Consider the following 21,047-nt stretch of genomic DNA (forward strand, 5'->3'; position numbering starts at 1 on the left):
CAGTTCAGCGATGAGGTGAACGACGTCCGGGGCAGCATGACCGGTGACGACTCCGGGCGGTATCTGCCCGAGTTCGACGCGTCGATATTCCTCGACGCCTGATACCGCCGCACGAAGGATATCGCCGAGAGCGACGGGGGCGGTTCTGGCGCGGCGTACATCGGTTCCGGCGAGAACCAACAAGTTGTCGCCGTTTCTACGCATTCTCGCGGCGATGTGGTCGAGCCGGAACAGATTCTCGAGGCGACGAGGGTCGTCTTCGTCCTGCTCCAACTGTTCGATCAAACCGAGTTGCTGGTCGACGAGGGACTTGTTACGCCTCGACAGCGTTTCGAACATGTCGTTGACCTGGCGCCGCAGGGTGGCCTGCTCGCCGGCCAGCGTGATGGCCTGACCGTGCATGTCGTCCACCGCGCGTGCAAGCTCGCCGATTTCCTCGTGGGTGCGGATCGGTACACGGGCGAAGTCGACGTCGTCGATACTGGCACCTGCGCGAATTCGTTCGATCGCGTCGGGGAGTCCGCGTCGTGCTGCTTGCAATGCGGCAAATCGCAGCCGACGGATCGGATCGATGAGCGATCGGCTGATGACGAGGGCGATGGCCAGTGCCAGCAGGACCGCGCCGAGCACGATTGCAGTGTCACGAAGTGCTGCGGTTCGTGCTGCATTGGATTCAGCGGTGACGGTATCGCCGAACTCGGTGACGGTGGTGTCGGTCAGGCTGTTGTACTGGTCGTTTCCGGATTTCAGATCGGTACCGACGCGGCTCCCCAGAGGAGAGGTCGACGGGGTTGATCCGAGTGCGTTGATCCGGTTCTGAGCGGAGTTGCTGAGGGTCCGGACGGTGTCGTTGCTCCCGTCGATGGCGAGAATGTTGTTCAGAGCGACCAGTTCGGCACCGGCGGCACTGACCATCGAGGTACGAGCCTGCTGGTCCGGATCACCTGAGCCGAAGAGGATTCGTTGTTCGGCCAGTGCTCGTCGCGCATCCCAGAGTGCTGAGAGTCGGCCACCCTCTTCGCGCAGCGCCGGACGCTGAGAATGCTCGACGACGCTGGTGAAGGTGCTCGAGAGTGCGCGAGAGACTTCGCCGACCCGCGAAACCAAGCGTGCGGGAGCCACCGCGCCGGCGGCGACCTCTTCCATGATGGAACGGCTCTCTGCGAGCGCCGAAGTCACTTGGTCGTTGAGGTCGTCGTCGGACTGGAACGCGCGCGCGGCGTCGACCAGTTGATCCATTGCGTCCGAAACCGCTTGTGTGGCGGGGCCGGTGTCAGTGCGTGCCGATGCGGCTTCGGCGAGCTCGTACAGCGCGGATTCGAGATTGATCGCGGCGGGCACAGCGAGGGCGCGCTCGGACGAGGAACTCAGCTGTGCGGCTTCTTCGAGTTCCGTCTGAACGCGAAGGGCTCCGAGGACGACGGCGACGATCATCGGCAATGCGAGAACGGCGATGACCTTCCATCCCAGGCGCCATTCGCCGATCGACCACCAAGAGGTTGTCGTGTGTGAATCGTGTTTCATGCGGAACATGGCCCCTTCACGTCAACCCCCCGTGGGTCATTGCCCGAACCCCTTCGATCCGGTTTGACCAGAAGGGGTAGTTAGCTGAACGGTAACAGACTGTTCGCTGGCTCGCTACATCCCAGTTGGCTTCTTGGATCGCCGATGACTATATCCGGATTGTAAGGCCAGGTGAAAGGGTAAACGGACAAGTGCGGCGAATGGGATAGCCGGAAAGTCCAATTTGGTAGCTCGTCGAGCGGTGTTGCCCGGGAATTCGTGGAACTCACGGCAAGCATCTGGCTCGTGTCCCGACATCGAGGACACGTCCGAACGAGGCGCACACGCATGTCAGAATGTGGAAACCGCACCGATGACCGAATTGAACTTGGAGCCATAGTGAGTGGAACTGCTCGCGACGCGTTGCGCGCGATCGCCGAACTGCTCGCCCCTGACAGCGCTGTTGTCATCGATCGTGTGACTCTCGCGATCGACCAGCCGGAACGGTATGTCGAAGTACAGAACGAGTTGTACTCACAGACGCTCGAGAAGCCGCACCCGGAAATGGCGTGGTTTGCTCTCGTCGACGCATTGCACGAACAAGAACGCCTGGTCTGGGTGGATTGGAACGAGGGCGCTGCCGAGGTTCTGGGTCAGCTGCGAGTGCTCACGTCGGCGCCGGCAGGATCGTGGGAGTGGGCGGACAGTCTTGCCATGGGCTTCGATCGAGCTGCCGGACTCGAATCGCTTCTCGCCCGTATCGTCGACAACATCACCGATACGGGCGTTTCACTTGCCTGGCTCGACAGCGACAGCGATACGTTTCTCCTCGCGCTCGTCCCGAGTGTTCACGGTGCAACGCTCGTCGAACTCGCGCTGGCAACCGGGCACTGCGTGCGCGTGTTCTAGAGTCTCAGCGTTTGCCGAGCAGGCGGCGCAATCCTTCGATTCGATCGCTCAGTCTGGGTGGCGTGCGCTCGGGATCCATCAGTGCATTTTCAGCGAGCACGTGGTCTTCGCCGTCGACTGTGTTCCGGTCGAATTCGCGCAGACTGCGAGCGTCGGAGGTCGCGAGAGCGCGAACCGTCGACAACAGTGACTGCTCGCCCAACGCGTCGTCGACTTCTTCCTCGGTGACGTCGAGGTGCTCGCTGAGTAGGCGGCGCCTCAATCCGATGATCGAGGCGCGCAACTCGACATCTGCGTCGTCGTCGGATTCGACGGCGATGTCGCACTCGGTGTCGAAGCCCATCGAACGGTTGTTGAGATTCGACGACCCGATTCGCAGGAGGCGATCGTCCATCACGAGAACCTTGGCGTGGACGTAAATAGGTGCGCCAGAAGAGGTCACGGGATAAAACGCCCCGAACCGGTCGTGGATATCGGCGGACCACAGCAGATGCAACAGGTCGTGGCGCGCCCCGTCCATCGCCTTTTGTTCCAGCCAACCGTCGGCGTTGCGCGGAATGACCAGAACGATCTCCGGTCCGTCGTCCTCACGCAGGCGCGCGGCAATCGCCTCGGCCAGAGTGCGTGAGGCGAGGTACTGGCTTTCGATGTACAGCGTGTGCTCGGCCCCGGCGATGGCCGCGAGATACAGCGCCTCGATCTCACGCACCTCCGTGCGTTCGCCGAGCTCCGGCAATGTTCTGGCGACGGCTACGTCGACAACCCGCAAGGTGGGCGCCAGATTGACGGGCCACGGAGTCGCGGTGCTCTCGACCGGTGTGAGATCCTCGCCGGTTGCGGATTTCCAACGTGCCCGCGCCAATTCGCCGATGGCCGCCGCCGCATTGCCGTCGACCGCCGTGGTCGCGTCATGCCAAGGGCCGTAACGCCTTCCACTCGGAGTGATTCGGTAATCGTTTCGGTCGACGTGATCCGAGGTGTCCCAGCGGTCCACAGTCATGTCGATGCCGCCGCAGAACGCCAGGGCGTCGTCGATGACGATGATCTTCTGATGGTGCGCCGCGCCCACCGGATGGGCGCCGTCGATCTCGAACCGAAGGCGCTCGTCGGTCAACCAGTTGGACACGAAGACGGGAGTCATACCGCGGCCGATTGCGGTGAACGCGCCGATGTTCCATTTGAGTACGAGGATTTCGAGGTCGGGTTTCTCGCGGACGAGCCAGCGGAGGAACATTCCCAACCGGTTGGGGCCGTCGAGAGTCTGCTTGCCTGGTTCGAGTTTGATGCGCGTGTCGAAGTCCCAGCCGATCAACATGATTCGCTTCTCAGCTTGCAGCATTGCGGACTTCGCATGATGAAAGTAGTCAGCGGCGTCGACGATGCAGGCAAGATTGTCCGCCGGTTCGATGCGCCAGCAGGTTTCGCCCGGAACAAGGATTCTGTTCATTCGCCGATTCCCAGGTACGCGGTCAGTTCGCGCGCTGCCGCTTGGCCGGCGCGGTTGGCTCCGATCGTCGACGACGACGGTCCGTATCCCACCAGGTGCACGCGAGGGTCGGCTTCGACCTGCGTGGCGAGGCGCCCGGTCATCGGGATTCCGCCACCCGGTCCGCGCAGGTGCAACGGCGCCAGGTGATCGAGTGAGCTACGAAAACCGGTGCACCACAAGATGACATCGGCGTCGGCGACGGTACCGTCGGCCCACTTCACGCCGTTCGGAAGAATTTCGGAGAACATCGGCAGTCGATTCATCACACCACGCTCTCGCGCTGCCCGGATGGCAGGCGTTACCGGGAGGCCGGTCACCGAGACAACGGATCCCGGTGGCAGGCCGCGTCGTACACGATCTTCGACCATGGCAACCGCAGCGCGGCCGATGTCCGGCGTGAACGGCTCGTCGCGGAACTCGGGTTCGCGCCGCGTCACCCAGGTAGTGGTCGTGACGCGTGAGATCTCGTCGAGCAGTTGGACGGCCGAGATCCCGCCGCCGACCACGACGACATGTTTGCCTTCGAACTCGGCAGCGGTTCGATAGTCCTTCGTGTGCAGTTGTCGGCCACGGAACGACTCGGCCCCGCGATAGTGGGGGATGAAGGGCCGCTCCCAGGTCCCCGTCGCGTTGATCAAGCCTCGCGCCGCGAATACTCCCTGGTCGGTCTCGATCCGCAGGCGCTCTTCCCTCGGACACACCACTCGCGTGTGTACCGGGCGGTGGACGGGAAGTTCGAATTGCTTTTCGTACAGTTCGAAGTAGTGGGGGACCGCCACCGATGCAGGCACCTGTTCGGCGTCTGTACCGGTGGTTTCCGCGAAGGACATTCCCGGGAGGTCATGGACGCCGTTGACGGTGCTCAGTGTCAGGCTCGGCCAACGGAACTGCCACGCCCCGCCCGGCCCCGACGCATGATCGAGCACCACGAACCCCGATTCGGGCTCGATTCCGAACTTGCGCAGGTAGTAGGCGGCGGAGAGTCCGGCCTGTCCGGCGCCGATCACCACCACGTCAACCGGGTGTGGTTGCTGTGCGGCAAGGTCGTCTGTACTCATCGGTAATCTAACCTCCTGATGTACAGAACTTAGCTGCAGAGAAGTATGCGGACGGTATCGGCGCCTCGGAACATCCCTGTGTCGAGCCTTCCAGAAACGAAAGTGAGCGGACATGATCGGGTTCTCCCGTGACGGCAACGTCGTGACCATCGAGTTGCAGCGTCACGAGCGTCGTAATGCGCTCAGCGCGGAACTCTGCATCGCAATACGGGACGCGATGAACGCGGCGGTAGCCGAGCACGCGCACGTCGTCGTCATCACCGGTGAGGGATCGGCGTTCTGTGCAGGCGCGGACCTCTCCGGCGACGTCTACATGGAGGGCTTCACCGATCGCCTGTTCGAGATGCTTCGCTCTATCGACACGGCGCCCATCCCCGTCATCGCTGCCGTCAACGGTCCGGCTATAGGCGCGGGCACGCAACTGGCCATCGCGTCGGATCTTCGCGTCGTGGCGCCGAGCGCTCGCTTCGGAATCCCGGCCGCCACCCTCGGTGTCTCGGTGGACAAGTGGACGATGCGTCGGCTCGCGTCGCTGGTCGGCGGCGGTCCCGCGCGCACCATTTTGCTCGGCATCGAACAGATCGGCGCCGAAGAAGCCTTCACTCGCGGCCTCGCCAACAAAATCGGAACCCTCGACGACGCTCAGGAATGGGCACACCGCATCGCGAATCTCGCACCGCTGTCGTTGCGGCACATGAAGATGGTTCTCAACGACGACGGCACCATGGAGGAGCAGTCTCCCGAGCAGCTCGACGCGCTTCACGCCGCCTGGCTCAGCGAGGACGTCCAGGAAGCCCGCGCTGCCCGCATCGAGAACCGCCCTCCCGTATTCAAGGGTAAGTAAAGCTGGTTGCAGGGAAAACAGGCGCCGGGCACGCAGGGCAGATAGTGGCTACGCTCGTCTGAATGAAGAAGACGACGGTTCTCGGAGTTGCTGCTGTTGCCGCGGCGACGGGGTGGGTGGCGCGAGCCGCATGGGGCATCCCGACGCAGATCGGGGCCTCGCGAAACACGGTGCAACCGTATGCGGCGATGTCCCCGCGATACCGGGACCGCCAGTTCCACAACTCGGAGCCCAGCAGCACACTGGTTCCGGGCACCGATGTCGGAATGTTCAAGTCGATGGCCACGCGAGGGTCGACGGGTCGGCCGCGTCGGCCGATTCCGTTGGCCACTCCGCTGGCACCGGCGGCAGCCGGCGACGCGGCGGTGACGTGGTACGGCCATTCGAGCGTTCTCGTCGAGGTCGACGGCTACCGCGTTCTCGCCGATCCGGTGTGGAGTGAACGCGTATCACCCTCGGCCACAGTAGGTCCCGCGCGCATGCACCCCACTCCGGTGGCTTTGACCGAACTGCCTGCAGTGGATGCGATAGTCATCTCTCACGATCACTACGACCATCTCGACATGGCTACGGTCAAGACCCTGACTCGTACACAGACCGCTCCGTTCGTCGTGCCGATCGGTATCGGGGCTCACCTGCGGCACTGGAAGGTGCCCGAGAACCGGATCGTGGAATTGGACTGGGACGAGTCGACAAAAATCGACGACCTGGTCCTCACGTGCACGGAGGCTCGTCACTTCTCCGGTCGTGGCCTCGTCCGGAACACGACGCAGTGGGCGTCGTGGGTATTCGCCGGGCCGAAGCACCGGGTCTTCTTCGGTGGTGACAGCGGATACACATCGCGTTTCGAACAGCTGGGTGAAACCTATGGGCCTTTCGATCTGACGCTTCTCCCCGTCGGTGCGTACGACGTGCGCTGGCCGGACATCCACATGAATCCGGAAGAGGCAGTGCAGACGCACATCGACCTCAACAAGGGCGACGGGTCGCGCGGTGTCTTCGTCCCGATTCACTGGGCGACGTTCAACCTCGCGTTTCACTCGTGGTCGGAGCCGATCATTCGCCTCGACGAGTCGGCTGCAGATGCGGGCACAACAGTGTCGGTCCCGATGCCGGGCGGCAGGATCGACGCGTTGTCACCGACACCGCCGTCGAAGTGGTGGATACCGCTGGGCTGAGCGGCGAAGTGTCGCGGACGTGGTTGCCTGTCGAGTCGCACCCTGATTAGTTGCTCCGGGTGCGTAATCTTTGACCATGGCTCACGAGCACACCAGTTCAGAAGAGACAGCAGTGGCGGTAGCCCCTGAGCGATTGCCGGACGACGTCGACGTCGCCCGCGGTCTGACCGCCGATCAGGTTGCAGCAAGGATCGCGTCGGGACAAACCAACGATGTACCGGACCGGGCGTCCCGCTCGGTCAAGGACATCATTCGCGGCAACGTCTTCACTCGCATCAACGCGATCCTGACCGTGTTGTTGGTGATCGTGCTCGCGACGGGTTCGATCATCGACGGTATGTTCGGACTGCTGATCATCGCGAACAGCGGTATCGGCATCATCCAGGAGATCCGCGCCAAGCGCACGCTCGACGCTCTGGCCATCGTGAGTCAGGCCAAGCCCATGGTCAGGCGTGACGGCGTCGCCGTGGCGATGGCGCCCAAAGATGTTGTGCTCGACGATATTATCGAACTCGGATCCGGTGACCAGATAGTCGTCGACGGTGAGGTGGTCAGTTCGGCTGCACTCGAGGTCGACGAATCGCTGCTCACCGGTGAGGCCGATCCGGTTCACAAGGCGAGTGGCCAGCAAGTGTTGTCGGGCAGTTTTGTTGCCGCGGGCAGCGGTGCATACCGCGCCACCAAGGTCGGCGGCGATGCATACGCGGCCAAGCTGGCCGAAGAGGCGAGCAAGTTCACCCTCGTGCATTCCGAACTGCGCAGCGGCATCGACAAGATCCTGAAGTTCATCACCTACCTGATGATTCCGGCGGGTGCGCTGATCATCTTCAATCAGCTCTTCACGATCGGCCTGCCGATCCGACCGGCACTCAACGGCATGGTGGCAGCTCTGGTTCCGATGGTTCCCGAAGGCCTTGTGCTCATGACGTCCATTGCATTTGCGGTCGGTGTGATCCGGTTGGGCAAGCGCCAGTGCCTCGTTCAGGAGTTGCCGGCGATCGAGGGTCTGGCTCGTGTCGACGTGGTGTGCGCGGACAAGACCGGAACGCTGACCGAGAACGGTATGCGGCTGTCCGAGGTCGACGTCGCACCGGGTGGATCGGGGGAGACTGCGGTCAAGTCCGCGTTGAGCGCGATGGCCGCGTCCGACCCTCGCCCCAACGCGAGTGTCCTGGCGATTCGCGAGTCTCTCTCCGACGACTCCGGGTGGGGCGAAGCGACAGCGGTGGCGCCGTTCTCCTCGGCGAAGAAGTGGAGCGGCCAGTCGTACGGCAGTCACGGCAACTGGGTACTCGGTGCCCCGGACGTGCTGCTCGATCCCGACTCGGAAATGGCCCGCAAGGCCGAGGAAGTGGGTTCGAGCGGACTTCGTGTCCTCATGCTCGGCAGCAGCGACCTCCCCGTCGACGACGCCGACGCCCCTGGCACCGTCACCCCCGAAGCTCTGGTCGTGCTCGAGCAGAAAGTGCGCCCGGACGCCCAGGAGACGTTGGAGTACTTCGCCAGCCAGAAGGTCGCGGTCAAGGTCATTTCCGGCGACAACGCGGTTTCCGTCGGCGCCGTTGCCGGATCCCTCGGACTCGAAGGCGGCGACCGTCCCATCGACGCGCGAGAGCTGCCGAGCGATCAGGAAAAGCTGGCGGACACTCTCGACGGAGCAACGACGTTCGGTCGAGTGCGACCGGATCAGAAGCGGGAAATGGTCGCGGCCTTGCAGTCTCGCGGACATACCGTCGCGATGACCGGTGACGGCGTCAACGACGTGCTCGCCCTCAAGGACGCCGACATCGGAGTCTCGATGGGTTCGGGCAGCCCGGCTACCCGAGCCGTGGCCCAGATCGTGCTGCTGGACAACAAGTTCGCGACGCTCCCGTACGTCGTCGCGGAAGGCCGCCGAGTGATCGGCAACATCGAGCGTGTGTCGAATCTGTTCCTGACCAAGACCGTCTACTCGGTGGTGCTTGCGTTCCTGATCGGCATCACCGGCGTCCTGTCCCAGGTCTTCGACTTCGAACCGCTGCCGTACCCGTTCCTGCCCCGCCACGTCACGATCGCAGCGTGGTTCACGATCGGTATCCCGGCCTTCATCTTGTCTCTGGCACCCAACAACGAGCGCGCGCGAACCGGTTTCGTCTCGCGCGTGATGCGTCTGGCGTTGCCGTCGGGCCTGATCATCGGCATCACCACGTTCATCTCCTACGTATTGGCTTACCAAGGCCCGGACCAGACGGAAACCCAGAAGATCCAGGCCGGAACCAGTGCGCTCATCACGTTGATCATGATCGCCGTGTGGGTTCTGGCCGTCGTGGCTCGGCCGTACGTCTGGTGGAAGCTCGTTCTGATCGGCGGGTCGGTGGCCGGATACCTCATCCTGTTCGCGCTGCCGTTCACCCGCGAGTTCTTCAAACTGGATCCGAGCAACGTCGCTGCGACGACGCTCGCGATCACCCTCGGCGCGATCGGCGTTGTACTCGTGGAACTCTCGTGGTGGATCAGCGCACGCCTGCACGGGGAGAAACGAAAGATGTTCGCGACACCCGACGACCTGCCCGGCGAGCATCACCATGCCCACAGTGAGTGAGTAGTTTCAGCGCCTGAACATCTGCACCCAGGCAATGCGATCGCCGCCGCGCTTCTTGGCTCGGTACATCGCATTGTCTGCGTGCTCGATCAGTTCGTTTACAGCTCGATCCGGTAAGTCCGTCTCGGGGCTCAGATAGACGCTGACGCCGGTACTGGCGGACACAGGATAGGGATCGGAGTCGGACGAGACCGCCGAATGTGTCTCGGTGGCGACCCGCTCGATATCTCCTCGATCGACTCCGCGCAGGACGACGAACTCGTCTCCACCGATTCGAGCCACCACCGCATCGGGTCCGGCGGCAGCGAGGAGGCGGTCGGCGACAGCGGTCAACGCGTCGTCGCCCGCGACGTGGCCGTGTGTGTCGTTGAGGTTTTTGAACGAGTCGACGTCGATGAGTAGTGCGATCAGAGCCTGCGTTCGATCACTGCGCAGCAGATGCTGTGCCTCGTCCTGGAGTCCGCGGCGATTGAGTGTCGCGGTGAGGTAGTCCCGGTGGGCGTTGCGTGCGTCGTCGGTCAGGCGCAGCCAGACGATCTGCAGAATCCATGCGGTGGAGAAAACCACACCGGCAACCATCAGATAGAGATTCACGACCACCCAGTCGTCGTTGACCGGCTCGGACATCGCCATGGCAGCGAGCGTCGTCCAGACAGCAAGAGCCCAACCGATGTGGCTGATGGCAACGCGAGGGCTGTGAACTATCGCCGCATAGAAGCCGATCATGATGAACAAGATGCAGCCGATGGTTCCGACGAAAGCGGTGCGCACGGCGAAGAAGAGAGTGACGGCGAGCCACAGGTCGGCCCAGACGACAAAGGCCACGGATTGTCGCCAAGTTGGCCACGATTCATTACGCGCCCAGCGGTAGCCCGCATAGGCGCCACTGATAGTTCCGAGGGCGAAGATCGACCGCGCCAGGGCGGTGTCGGAACCGAAGCGGCTCAACTGCATGGTCGCCGCGATCAGGGCGAAGAGAAAACACCACACCGCGACTAATTTGCGTCCGGGAACGGTCAGCCCGCGAGTGTCGAGGAATCGGGGGAGCCAGGTGTAATCGGTGCGATCCGACCACCACCGGGACAGCAGTTCACGCGTGGGGTAGGGGTCGCTCCCCGTCCCGCGCAGTCCTGCATTCAAACCGGGCACCTGTCGATGTCGATGGGTGGTCAATCAGCTATTGGCGGGTTAACGCTACCTCGAGTTGCGCACGGCTCGAACGCACGGACCTGCTTTCTGGCGCAGAGGCCGTCGACCTGTGAGAATCGAAGGGCGCGGAGGAACGATTCCGCCGAAGGATGTGCGTCAGCACCGGGAGAGGACACGGACATGGGTTTCTTGGACAACGTCAAGGGATTGGTCGAAAAGGGCCAGGAGCTCGCAGCGGAGAACTCCGACAAGGTTCACGACGCTATCGACAAGGTCGCCGACATCGCCGACGACAAGACCGGCAACAAGTACGGCGATCAGATCGACAAGGCAGCTGAGGCCGCCAAGAAGGCTGTTCCCGAAAAGCAGTAATACCGGATTCGGCATACCGTTTTTCGGTAGCACCGTTGCTCAGGGGCCCGTCACCGAAAAGGTTGCGGGCTTCTGTGCGTCCGCTGGGTGAACTCCCAGGGTCGGCGGGCAGAATGAACGCGTGAACTTCACCTGGATTCTGCTGGTCGTCATTGCCGCCATCGCAGTCACCGGGCTGTCCAATCGACGAAACCTGCAGGCTCCGCTGGTTTTGGTGACGGTAGGTTCGGTCGCATCCTTCATACCCGGTATGCCGCGGCCGGAACTCGATCCCCACGTCATTCTCGGTGTGGTCCTGCCGCCGCTTCTCTACTCGGCCGCTCTGAAATTCTCGGTGGCGACCTTCAAACGCAACTTGGCCCCGATCTTGCGCCTCGGCGTCGGAATGGTGTTGGTGACGGCGTTCGTGGTTGCCTTCTTCTCCGAATGGATGGTGCCCGAGTTCACGATCGGCGCCGCCCTGGTGCTCGGGGCCGTGATCGCGCCGACCGACGCCGTCAGCGCGGTGGCGGTCGGTCAGAAGCTCGGGCTCCCGAAACGGGTGATCGCCATCCTGACGGGCGAGGGGCTCGTCAACGACGCCACCGCGCTCACGCTCTTCACCGTCGCCGTCGCAGCAGTGACCGGAACGCGAATTGCCACCGATTCGCCCCTGTTGTTCTTCGCGTACGAAGTGATCGGCGGCGTTGTCGTCGGCTTGGTGCTCGCGTTTGTCGTCAAGTTCGTTCGTGCCCGCATGTACGACTCTCCACTGGAAACCGGCTTGGGGTTGGTGCTTCCGTTCGCTGCCTACCTGGCCGCCGAAGAACTACACGCGTCCGGTGTTCTGGCCGTTGTGGTCGCTGGTCTGGTGATCGGGCACTATTCGACGGACGCGTCGATCATGACGCGATTGCAGGAGCGCTCGGTGTGGTCGAGCCTGGACACTCTTCTCGAGATGTTCGTCTTCGCATACATGGGGCTCCAGCTGAGCTTTGTGATCGACGATGTTGTCGCCGACGGACTTCCGGTGCTTCACGTGTTCGCGTACGGTCTCGCAGTCCTGGCCGTTGTCATCGTGATTCGGCCGGTGTGGCTGTTCCTGAGCTACTCGCGTGTGCGATTCGGTGTAACCCTGCGCCGTGATCGCGAGAATCAACTGACGTGGAAACAGAATCTGGTGGTCTCGTGGGCGGGAATGCGCGGCGTCGTCACTCTTGCTGCGGCCGGCGGTATCCCGTTTGCACTCTCGTCCGGCGAGCCGTTCCCCGGACGCGGCGTCATCCAGGCGATCGCGTTCATCGTCGCGGTCGGGACATTGCTCATCCAGGGATCTACCTTGCCGTTCATGATCCGTCGCCTCGACGTCGCGGATCCTTACGAGCAGTTGCGCACGCAGGAACAGATGGAGTTGGCCCGCAACATTTCTCGCAAGGCGGGAGAGAAGGCGTTGGCAGACGCGGCCGCGCACCCTCCGCCGGGGATCGACGGGAAGGAACTGCAGGCGATCGTCGAACGCGTACGACGCTCGATGCAGGCGAGGCTTCAACTCCAGGAGGTCGACGAGGACGCCGATCGCGAGGCCGCCTTGTGGAATGCGGGAGCTCTGTTCGACAAGTTCCGGCATCAGTCACTGCGCTCGCAACGAGTTGCGCTGATCGCCGCACGTGACGACGGAGATCTCGACGACGAGGTATTGCGTACCGTATTGGAAGGACTCGACATCGAAGAGGCCGCAGCAGAGGAACGTGTCAGGCGTCGCCGAGCAGGTAGCGGTGCGGGCAAATAGAGGGGAACACTGCGTATGACTGTTCGGAGTTCGAGGGTTCGCGCAGTCTGGGGAGTCGTGGTGGCGAGCGCACTTCTCGTGAGCGTCGGCTGCGGATCGGATGCCTCGCCGGATGTCTCCGTCACCGACACCTCGACCACGACAACCCCGTCGGTCGAGAGCAGTGCGCAACGTGGCGTCGTGTTCGACAGTGAACCCTTCACCAGCACAGCCGAAGTGGCGGCGTCCGGAGCAAGCGCGGTGAAAATCCTGTACGGCTCCACCTCCGGTATCGACGGCCGAGAGACTCAGGTGTCGGGAACGGTGTTCACGCCGCCTGGAACTCCGCCGGAGGGCGGTTGGCCGATCGTCTCCATCGGCCATGGCACGACGGGTATTTCGGACGACTGCGCGCCGTCGGCCTCGCCGACCCTGTTCGGCACGATCGGCCTGGTCGCGCCGTTCCTCGACTCGGGATACGTGGTCGCTGTCTCCGACTTCGAGGGCCTCGGCACTCCGGACCCGCATCCTTACCTGCAACCGGACACCGCGGCGTTCAACGTCATCGACGCGGTTCGAGCGGCGCGCAACGTCGTTCCGGACACCTCGACTCGTTGGGCAACTCTGGGGCTGTCCCAAGGCGGGCAGGCATCCTGGGCAGCAGCCGAGGAAGCCGACACCTACGGCGACGGACTCGAATTCGTCGGTGCAGCAAACCTGTCCCCGGCAGCGGACATCTCGCCGATCATCTCGAGTGATTCCGAGGTGAATCTGTCACTGCCTCAGCAACTGCTGCTGCCCTATGTACTCGAAGGGCTGTCCCTCACCCATCCGGACCTCGAACGAACCGACTACGTGCGCGGCGCATTCGAGCAGAACTACGACCTGCTCACCTCGTGCCTGACCGCTCGGGCGACGGAGAAGTTGGGTCTGGTCGGAAAGGTGACGCCCGCCGACACGCGGCCGGCCACCGCCGAGGATGCGGACCGAATTCACGCGTGGCTCAGCGATGTTGCTCTTCCCCGTCAACGCGCGAGCGGTCCGATGTACGTAGTCGTCGGTACCAACGACAACCTGATCCGTCCGGAATGGACCGAGGCGGCAGTCGAACGCGCCTGCGCCGACGGTGACGTCATCGAATTCCAGGCGCGACCGGGTGAAGGTCATGCGGACGGCGCCGCTGTGCCGGGAGCTGTCGCGTGGGTGAAGGATCGATTTGCAGGTGTTCCGGCACCGAATACCTGCGGGTCGTGAATCGATGACGCCGTTGGAGCGAATCCGCGCTCTTGCACTGGCATTGCCGGAGGCGACCGAGCGGGTCAGCCACGGTGAAGCGTCGTGGTTCGTGCGCAAGGCGCCGCAGTTCGTCACCATGGCAGATCACCACCACGACGATCGCGTCGCGATCTGGGCCGCGGCCCCACCTGGGGCGCAGGCAGATTGGGTCAGTCGTGACCCGTCGAGGTTCTTCGTCCCTCCGTACGTGGGTGGCCGGGGATGGATCGGCGTGTACCTCGACGTTCCGAGTGCCGACGAGACCGAGGACGAGAAATTCTGGAACGACGTAGCCGACGTCGTCGAAGATGCGTACCGCACGGTGGCTCCGAAAACATTGATACGGAAACTGGACGAGGACTCGCGGTGAGTCCGGCCGTGGTCGCGCTTCTCAGCGTGCTGATTCTCGCAGTGGCCGGGGCGCTGACGGCTGTGTGGATGCGCACCAGACGTGAGGTGACCACCCCCACCGAACGTGCCGTCCATGCCGCTCTCCATACGGCTTCGCTTGCCGCGCGGCCACTTCGGCGTGGACTCGACGAGAATTCGGCCGCCGAGGCGGCGCCTCACCTACGTGAGCTGACCGGCGGCTCCGGTCTGGGCCTGGCAGACGCGTCGGGAAACCTGTTGGCGTGGGACGGCCGTCACGAAGCGTTGTCCGAACAATTCCACGACGCCGCCATTCGTGCGATCGAAGGCGAACGCCGGGTACTCGTCACGCACTCGGACCTGGTGCGCGGACCGAGCGATCACCATGTGCGAGCGCTGATCGCTCAGCCCCTGCTGATCGAGGACATCGGCGTGGTCGGCGTACTGGGAATCGTCACCAGCGAGGACCCGTGGCCGGGAATGCTCGGAGCGGTCACCGAGGTGGCACGATATGCCTGCAGTCAGATCGAACTCGCCGACCTCGACGCGTCCAGAGCCCTGTTGGATCGAGCCGAAGTGCGTGCCCTGCGCGCACAGATCAGTCCTCATTTCATCTACAACGCGCTCAACACGGTCGCATCGTTTGTTCGAACCGATCCGGCGCGGGCCAGAGAACTGATCCTCGAGTTCGCGGACTTCACGCGGTACTCGTTCCGATCTGCGGGTGAGTTCACCCTGCTTGCCGACGAGCTGCGCAACATCGATCGTTACCTGACCCTCGAACGCGCGCGATTCGGGGAGGCTCTGAACGTCCGCCTTCAGATAGCACCCGAAGTGCTCAACGTGGTTCTTCCTTTCCTTGCCCTCCAGCCGCTGGTCGAGAACGCGGTTCGTCACGGCATTTCGAGTAAGCCGGAGGGCGGGACCGTGAGCATCGTGGCTGCGGACGAGGGACCGGACTGCATCATCAGCGTCGAGGACGACGGTGTGGGGATGGACCCCGAACTACTGCGCTCCGGTTCGCTCGACGCCATCGAGTCGGGATCGGGGCGACCCAGCGCACGAGAAGCTGCTCACGTCGGTTTGGCCAACGTCGACGACAGACTTCGTGCCGCGTTCGGCAACGACTACGGACTCGTGGTGGAGACAGCGCCGGGTGCCGGTACGAAGGTCAGCATGCGTGTTCCCAAGTTCAAGCAGGGTATTCACGTCTGATTCTCGCCTTCGATGATCAGGCTGAAACCGTCGTGGGAACATGGACCTGTTGTGAACGAGACTGACACTGATGCCCAGCTGACCGTCCTTGCCGTCGACGACGAGAAACCGGCCCTCGACGAGCTGGCCTTCTTGCTGCGCGCCGAGGACTCGGTGGCGCACGTTCACACGGCATCGGATGCGACGACAGCGTTGCGGATACTGCGCGGTGGAAGCATCGACGCGGTGTTTCTCGACATCAACATGCCCGGACTCGACGGTCTCGAACTGGCAGGCATCCTCTCCAATTTCGCGACGCCACCGCCCGTGGTGTTCGTGACAGCGCACGACGATCGAGCGGTTGACGCATTCGATCTCGGCGCCGTCGACTACCTACTCAAACCGCTCCGGGAGGAGCGTCTCGCTCAGGCCGTTCAGCGGATCGTGGGGCTGGCCGGGCGCACCAAGAGTGAGAGCAAACCCGAAGCTGCGCCCACGGACGAGGTGATCCCGGTGGAACTGGGCGGTGTCACGACGCTAGTTCAGCGTTCCTCGGTGGAGTGGGTGGAAGCCGACGGGGACTACGCGCGTTTGCACACCGCTGGAAAGTCGCACCTGGTGCGCATCCCGATCTCGACGCTCGAATCACGCTGGGCCGACGCGGGCTTCTTGCGTGTGCACCGCTCCTACCTGGTATCTCTGGCGCTGGTCACCGGCATCCGAACCGTGGGCAGTGGATTGGTGGTCTGTCTGCGCCCGCACGGCGACAAGCCTCCCGTCGAGCTTCCGGTCAGTCGCAGACACACCCGTGAACTCAAGGATCGACTGGTTCGTGCGCCCAAGCAGAGTTGGTTGTCGCGGTGACGTCGCAGTCCAATCCTCCGCAGCGTGAGCGCGTTGTGTTGGCGCAACGTAGTGGCGCACGGATCGTGCGAACACGGGTGGAGGTGCAGGAACAGACCGAAGTCGGTGACGCCATGATCCGCGGTCTCGTTCGCGCGCAGTTGGGACTGGCGATTCGCCTTGCCGTCGTCGCAGCCGGGCTCCTGTGTGCGGTGCCGCTGCTGACGCATCTCTTCCCGACGCTGTCGGAGGTCGCGGTCCTTGGCATCCGGTTGCCCTGGCTCGTGATGGGCGGCGCCGTGTATCCCTTGCTGTTGACGACCGGTTGGGTGTTCGTGCGTCGTGCGGAGCGAAACGAGCAAGACTTCAACGACATCGTGGACGACTGAGCGCGGCACTGTGGGAGGACAACCTATCCCGGTGTTGACGGTGCTCGGCATCGTGGCAGCAGCTGTCGCGACGGTGGCTATCGGAATCTACGGCGTTCGGCTCGCTCGTACCACCTCGGACTTTCTCGTCGCGTCCAGAACCGTCAGTGCGCGGTGGAATGCGACGGCCATCTCCGGCGAGTACCTCTCTGCTGCTTCGTTTCTCGGTGTTGCGGGGCTGGTCGCCAAGTACGGCGCCGACGCACTCTGGTATCCCATCGGCTTCACCGCCGGATACCTCGCCCTGCTGCTGTTCGTCGCAGCGCCGCTTCGGCGTTCCGGTGCGTATACCGTCCCCGATTTCGCCGAGTTCCGTCTCGGCTCACCGCGATTGCGCAAGCTCGCGATGCTCGTGGTCGCGATGGTGTGCATCCTGTACCTGATCCCGCAGTTCCAAGGCGCGGGACTGACGCTCAATATCTTGCTCGGGGTTCCCAGTTGGATCGGCGGCGTAGCGGTCGGGGTCATCGTCATCGCCAACGTCGTCGGCGGCGGGATGCGCTCGATCACCTTCGTTCAGGCCTTCCAGTACTGGCTGAAACTGACTGCCGTCGCGATTCCCGCTGTGGCACTGACCTTCTACTTCTTCGGCGATCACCACGACGTCGGCGCGTCGATGCCGCCGACGGTCACCACTGCGACGACCGTCGACATCACCACCGACGTCGTCGTCCAGGTGTCCGAGCCGGTGACGGTCAGCGGCGGCACAGTCGACGGGCGAGCGGTCGAAGGCACGATGACCCTGGGGCCGGGGGAGCACACTCTCGGTGAAGGCATGTCCATGGTCCTCGAAGCGGGAGCCGCTGTCCCTGTCGTCGCCGGAGCGCCCGCGCAGAACTCTGACTGGATCACCCCGGGTTGGGGTTTCGGTGGGCCGCACCCGATGTACCAGGTGTACTCGCTGATGCTCGCGACCTTCCTCGGAACGCTCGGCCTTCCTCATGTTCTCGTCCGGTTCTACACCAACCCCGACGGCCGGGCAGCCCGTCTGACGTCGCTCGCCGTTGTCGGTCTGGTCAGCGTGTTCTACCTGTTTCCGACACTCCTCGGTGTTTTCGCTCGACTGTACGTCCCGCAACTTCTGATCACCGGCACCTCTGACGCGGCGGTGCTGCTGTTGCCGGGCTCGGTGTTCTCGGGGTGGGGCGGACAACTGCTGGCAGCCCTCGTGGCGTCCGGTGCCATCGCCGCTTTCCTGTCGACGTCGTCCGGATTGCTCGTCAGCATCGCCGGCGTCGTCAGTACCGATGTTCTCCGTGGTCGAGTTCGAGACTTCCGTATTGCAGCGCTACTGGCCGGGGTCGTTCCTCTCGTGCTGTCGCTGGCGGTGGTGTCGGTCGACCTCTCGAGAACCGTCGGTTTGGTGTTCGCAGTCGCTGCGTCGACGCTCTGCCCACTGCTCGTATTGGGTATCTGGTGGCGCGGTCTGACTGCCGTCGGCGCGGGGGCGGGGATGGTTGTCGGTGGATGTGTTGCGGGCACTGCCGCTACTGTCGCCGTCCTGGGTGGTTTGTCGGAGGACGTCCTCGGTGGCTGGCCGGCAGCCATTTTCGCGTTCCCGGCCGCGGTGAGCGTGCCGCTGGCGTTCCTCACGATGATCGTCGTGAGCAAGGTGTCGTCGAAGCAGATACCGGCAGATATTGCGCGAATCTTCACGCGGATGCACGCCCCGGAACGTCTCGGAATGGGCTCCGATCGCGAAGACGATCTCCGCCAACCCTGACTTTCACCGCCCGAACCCTCTGCCGTTGGTCGCGCCTGCCTGACCGTTCGGCGCAGCGCGCGACTGCTCACCGTGTGACTGGCGCCACAGCGTCTTCATGTGACTCCGATCTCACTAACGTCTGTGCGTAGTTCACTTCACACGCGAGGCGAGGAGCCGGCAGTGTCCACAGCAGAAATCAGTGAGGGGTCGCCGCAAGAGCGACGCACCCCGGATGCCCAGGCATTCATAGACATGCAAGCGAGTCCCGAATTCCAGGAACTCCGAACGCGTCTGCGCAAGTTCGTTTTCCCCATCACTGCATTCTTCCTGCTCTGGTATGCGGTGTACGTCGTCCTGGCTACCTATGCCCACGACTTCATGGCCACCAAGGTCCTCGGCAACATCAATCTCGGCATCATCCTCGGCCTCGGGCAATTCGTCACGACCTTCGCCATCACCGCGTGGTACGTGAAGTTCGCCGGTCGTGAGCTCGATCCCCGCTCCGCCGCCATCCGTGAAGAACTGGAAGGTCCCGCACAGTGATCACCACACTCGCCGCGTCCGGAACGGACGTAGGAAACCCAGCCTTCAACATCGCGATCTTCCTCGCGTTTGTCGTCGTGACCATGACGCTGGTCATTCGCGCCAGCCGGACCACCAAGAAGGCGTCCGACTTCTACACCGGTGGTGGGCAGTTCACCGGCCCGCAGAACGGGTTCGCCATCGCCGGTGACTACCTCTCGGCGGCATCGTTCCTCGGTATCGCAGGTGCGATCGCCGTGTACGGCTACGACGGCTTCCTGTACTCCATCGGCTTCCTTGTCGCCTGGTTGGTTGCACTGCTCCTGGTCGCCGAATTGCTCAGGAACACGGGCAGATTCACGATGGCCGACGTCCTGAGCTTCCGGCTCAAGCAGCGTCCGGTGCGCATGGCGGCGGCCCTGTCCACTCTGGCGGTTTCCCTCTTCTACCTTCTTGCCCAGATGGCCGGCGCCGGTGGACTTGTCGCCCTGTTGCTCAACATCGACGGCAAGGTGGGACAGTCGATCGTCGTCGCGATCGTGGGTGTGCTGATGATCGTGTACGTCTTGGTCGGCGGCATGAAGGGCACCACCTACGTACAGATGGTCAAGGCAGTTCTGCTGGTTGCCGGAGCCGGAATCATGTTCGTACTCGTTCTGTGGGCAGTGCGCGGCAACTTCTCTCAGTTGCTCGCCAATGCGCAGGACATGGTCAACAGTTCCACCACCAAGGGTGTGCAGGGACGCGACATCCTCGGCCCCGGTGCCAAGTACGGTCTTTCCGGAATGACGAAGCTCGACTTCATCTCTCTCGGAATCGCTTTGGTGCTCGGCACCGCGGGCCTGCCGCACGTGCTGATGCGTTTCTACACGGTGCCCACTGCCAAGGAAGCTCGCCGCTCGGTGACCTGGGCGATCGCGCTCATCGGTGCCTTCTACCTGTTCACACTGGTTCTCGGCTACGGCGCGGCCAGCATGGTCGGACCGGACAAGATCTTGGCAGCGCCTGGTAAGGAGAACGCGGCCGCTCCGCTTCTCGCCTTCGAGCTCGGTGGCACCATCTTCCTCGGCATCATCTCCGCGGTGGCGTTCGCGACCATCCTCGCCGTCGTTGCCGGTCTCGCGATCACTGCTTCGGCGTCGTTCGCTCACGACATCTACGCCAGTGTGATCAAGCGCGGCAACGCAACCGAGGAGCAGCAGGTTCGAGTTTCTCGAATCACCGTCGTGGTCATCGGACTCGTCTCCATCGTTCTCGGCATCATGGCGATGGGGCAGAACATCGCCTTCCTGGTGGCTCTCGCCTTCGCAGTGGCGGCCTCGGCGAACCTGCCCACCCTGCTCTACTCGTTGTTCTGGAAGAAGTTCAACACCACCGGTGCGCTCTTCAGCATCTACGGCGGTTTGATCAGCTGCTTGACGCTGATCGTGTTCTCCCCGGCGGTGTCGGGCAAGCCGTCGTCGATGTTCCCGAACTCCGACTTCGCCTGGTTCCCGCTCTCGAACCCCGGCATCGTCTCGATCCCGCTGGCATTCGTCCTCGGCATCGTCGGTACGTACATCGGACGTAACAAGATCGAAGATCCGGCAAAGCAGGCGGAGATGGAAGTTCGCTCCCTCACCGGCGTCGGCGTCGAAAAGGCTGTCAGCCACTAAGAGGGGCAAAGCCCCCGTGCGTCTTTCTGGTACCTCTGGTTACGGAAAAGGCGCACGGGGCTTATTGTTCTGCCATGGCAAAGCTCACAGTGAAAATCGACGTTCCGCTTCCTCCTCAGGAAGTGTGGGACAAGGCGTCCGATCTCAGCGGATACGAAAACTGGCTCGTGGTTCACGACGGATGGCGCAGTGAACTTCCCGAACAACTGGGTGTCGGCACCGAGAT

Annotated in this window: 18 protein-coding genes and 1 pseudogene; 15 read left to right on the forward strand and 4 right to left on the reverse strand. The window is 63.2% G+C overall.

Annotated features, from left to right (window positions below; translation table 11 throughout):
• Nucleotides 1-1,524 (reverse strand): annotated as a pseudogene (locus A2J01_RS19645) (sensor histidine kinase); the annotation flags it as partial.
• Nucleotides 1,525-1,902: 378 nt separating this feature from the next.
• Here A2J01_RS19645 and A2J01_RS19650 point away from each other — a divergent pair.
• Nucleotides 1,903-2,412 (forward strand): DUF6630 family protein, encoded by a 510-nt coding sequence (locus tag A2J01_RS19650; RefSeq protein ID WP_042451123.1) that lies wholly within the window; start codon nt 1,903-1,905, stop codon nt 2,410-2,412.
• A 4-nt stretch (nt 2,413-2,416) separates the two neighbouring features.
• Here the strand turns inward: A2J01_RS19650 and A2J01_RS19655 are convergent, their stop codons facing one another.
• Nucleotides 2,417-3,859, reverse strand: a complete 1,443-nt coding sequence (locus tag A2J01_RS19655; protein WP_042451121.1) for a phospholipase D-like domain-containing protein — start codon at nt 3,857-3,859, stop codon at nt 2,417-2,419.
• On the reverse strand, nt 3,856-4,959 hold the full coding sequence (locus A2J01_RS19660; protein WP_042451119.1) for an NAD(P)-binding domain-containing protein: 1,104 nt from the start codon (nt 4,957-4,959) through the stop codon (nt 3,856-3,858). Before A2J01_RS19660 ends, A2J01_RS19655 begins: the two co-directional genes overlap by 4 nt.
• Before the next feature lie 112 nt (nt 4,960-5,071).
• Here A2J01_RS19660 and A2J01_RS19665 point away from each other — a divergent pair, with 112 nt between their 5' ends.
• The 3 genes from A2J01_RS19665 (at nt 5,072) to A2J01_RS19675 (ending at nt 9,562) form a co-directional block, all read left to right on the forward strand.
• Nucleotides 5,072-5,803, forward strand: a complete 732-nt coding sequence (locus A2J01_RS19665) for an enoyl-CoA hydratase (RefSeq protein WP_003940192.1) — start codon at nt 5,072-5,074, stop codon at nt 5,801-5,803.
• Nucleotides 5,804-5,865: 62 nt separating this feature from the next.
• Complete coding sequence (locus A2J01_RS19670) at nt 5,866-6,981, forward strand: MBL fold metallo-hydrolase (protein ID WP_007727770.1); 1,116 nt, start codon at nt 5,866-5,868, stop codon at nt 6,979-6,981.
• 76 nt (nt 6,982-7,057) lie between these two features.
• On the forward strand, nt 7,058-9,562 hold the full coding sequence (locus A2J01_RS19675; protein WP_003940410.1) for a cation-translocating P-type ATPase: 2,505 nt from the start codon (nt 7,058-7,060) through the stop codon (nt 9,560-9,562).
• 6 nt (nt 9,563-9,568) lie between these two features.
• On the opposite strand, the gene A2J01_RS19680 is transcribed toward A2J01_RS19675, so the two are convergent.
• Nucleotides 9,569-10,711 (reverse strand): GGDEF domain-containing protein, encoded by a 1,143-nt coding sequence (locus A2J01_RS19680; RefSeq protein WP_064113367.1) that lies wholly within the window; start codon nt 10,709-10,711, stop codon nt 9,569-9,571.
• A 180-nt stretch (nt 10,712-10,891) separates the two neighbouring features.
• Between A2J01_RS19680 and A2J01_RS19685 the strand changes: the two genes are divergently transcribed.
• The 11 genes from A2J01_RS19685 to A2J01_RS19735 all read left to right on the forward strand — a co-directional run.
• A complete protein-coding gene (locus A2J01_RS19685; protein ID WP_003940164.1) occupies nt 10,892-11,083 on the forward strand; it encodes an antitoxin in 192 nt (63 codons plus the stop codon).
• A 121-nt stretch (nt 11,084-11,204) separates the two neighbouring features.
• Complete coding sequence (locus A2J01_RS19690; protein ID WP_042451113.1) at nt 11,205-12,851, forward strand: Na+/H+ antiporter; 1,647 nt, start codon at nt 11,205-11,207, stop codon at nt 12,849-12,851.
• A 15-nt stretch (nt 12,852-12,866) separates the two neighbouring features.
• Nucleotides 12,867-14,084 carry a lipase family protein gene (locus A2J01_RS19695; protein WP_050654687.1) on the forward strand — a complete coding sequence of 406 codons (1,218 nt, stop codon included), beginning with the start codon at nt 12,867-12,869 and terminating at the stop codon, nt 14,082-14,084.
• Between the two features lie 4 nt (nt 14,085-14,088).
• Nucleotides 14,089-14,475: an MmcQ/YjbR family DNA-binding protein gene (locus tag A2J01_RS19700; RefSeq protein ID WP_042921394.1), complete on the forward strand. Its 387-nt coding sequence runs from the start codon at nt 14,089-14,091 to the stop codon at nt 14,473-14,475.
• Entirely contained in the window at nt 14,472-15,689 is a 1,218-nt protein-coding gene (locus tag A2J01_RS19705) for a sensor histidine kinase (RefSeq protein WP_030534943.1), read from the forward strand. Before A2J01_RS19700 ends, A2J01_RS19705 begins: the two co-directional genes overlap by 4 nt.
• 51 nt (nt 15,690-15,740) lie before the next feature.
• Nucleotides 15,741-16,532: a LytR/AlgR family response regulator transcription factor gene (locus tag A2J01_RS19710; RefSeq protein WP_003939723.1), complete on the forward strand. Its 792-nt coding sequence runs from the start codon at nt 15,741-15,743 to the stop codon at nt 16,530-16,532.
• Complete coding sequence (locus A2J01_RS19715) at nt 16,529-16,900, forward strand: hypothetical protein (protein ID WP_064113368.1); 372 nt, start codon at nt 16,529-16,531, stop codon at nt 16,898-16,900. Before A2J01_RS19710 ends, A2J01_RS19715 begins: the two co-directional genes overlap by 4 nt.
• Before the next feature lie 10 nt (nt 16,901-16,910).
• The gene (locus tag A2J01_RS19720; protein WP_064113369.1) at nt 16,911-18,662 is read left to right on the forward strand and encodes a sodium/solute symporter; all 1,752 of its coding nucleotides are present in this window, start codon (nt 16,911-16,913) and stop codon (nt 18,660-18,662) included.
• Between the two features lie 162 nt (nt 18,663-18,824).
• On the forward strand, nt 18,825-19,187 hold the full coding sequence (locus A2J01_RS19725) for a DUF485 domain-containing protein (RefSeq protein ID WP_003939976.1): 363 nt from the start codon (nt 18,825-18,827) through the stop codon (nt 19,185-19,187).
• Nucleotides 19,184-20,821: a solute symporter family protein gene (locus A2J01_RS19730; RefSeq protein WP_007727752.1), complete on the forward strand. Its 1,638-nt coding sequence runs from the start codon at nt 19,184-19,186 to the stop codon at nt 20,819-20,821. The genes A2J01_RS19725 and A2J01_RS19730 overlap by 4 nt, the downstream gene beginning before the upstream one ends.
• Nucleotides 20,822-20,895: 74 nt before the next feature.
• On the forward strand, nt 20,896-21,047 hold a 152-nt coding region (locus A2J01_RS19735; protein ID WP_197494256.1), incomplete at its 3' end, for an SRPBCC family protein.

The organism is Rhodococcus sp. EPR-134 (genome assembly GCF_001647205.1).
Lineage (GTDB): Bacteria > Actinomycetota > Actinomycetes > Mycobacteriales > Mycobacteriaceae > Rhodococcus_F > Rhodococcus_F qingshengii.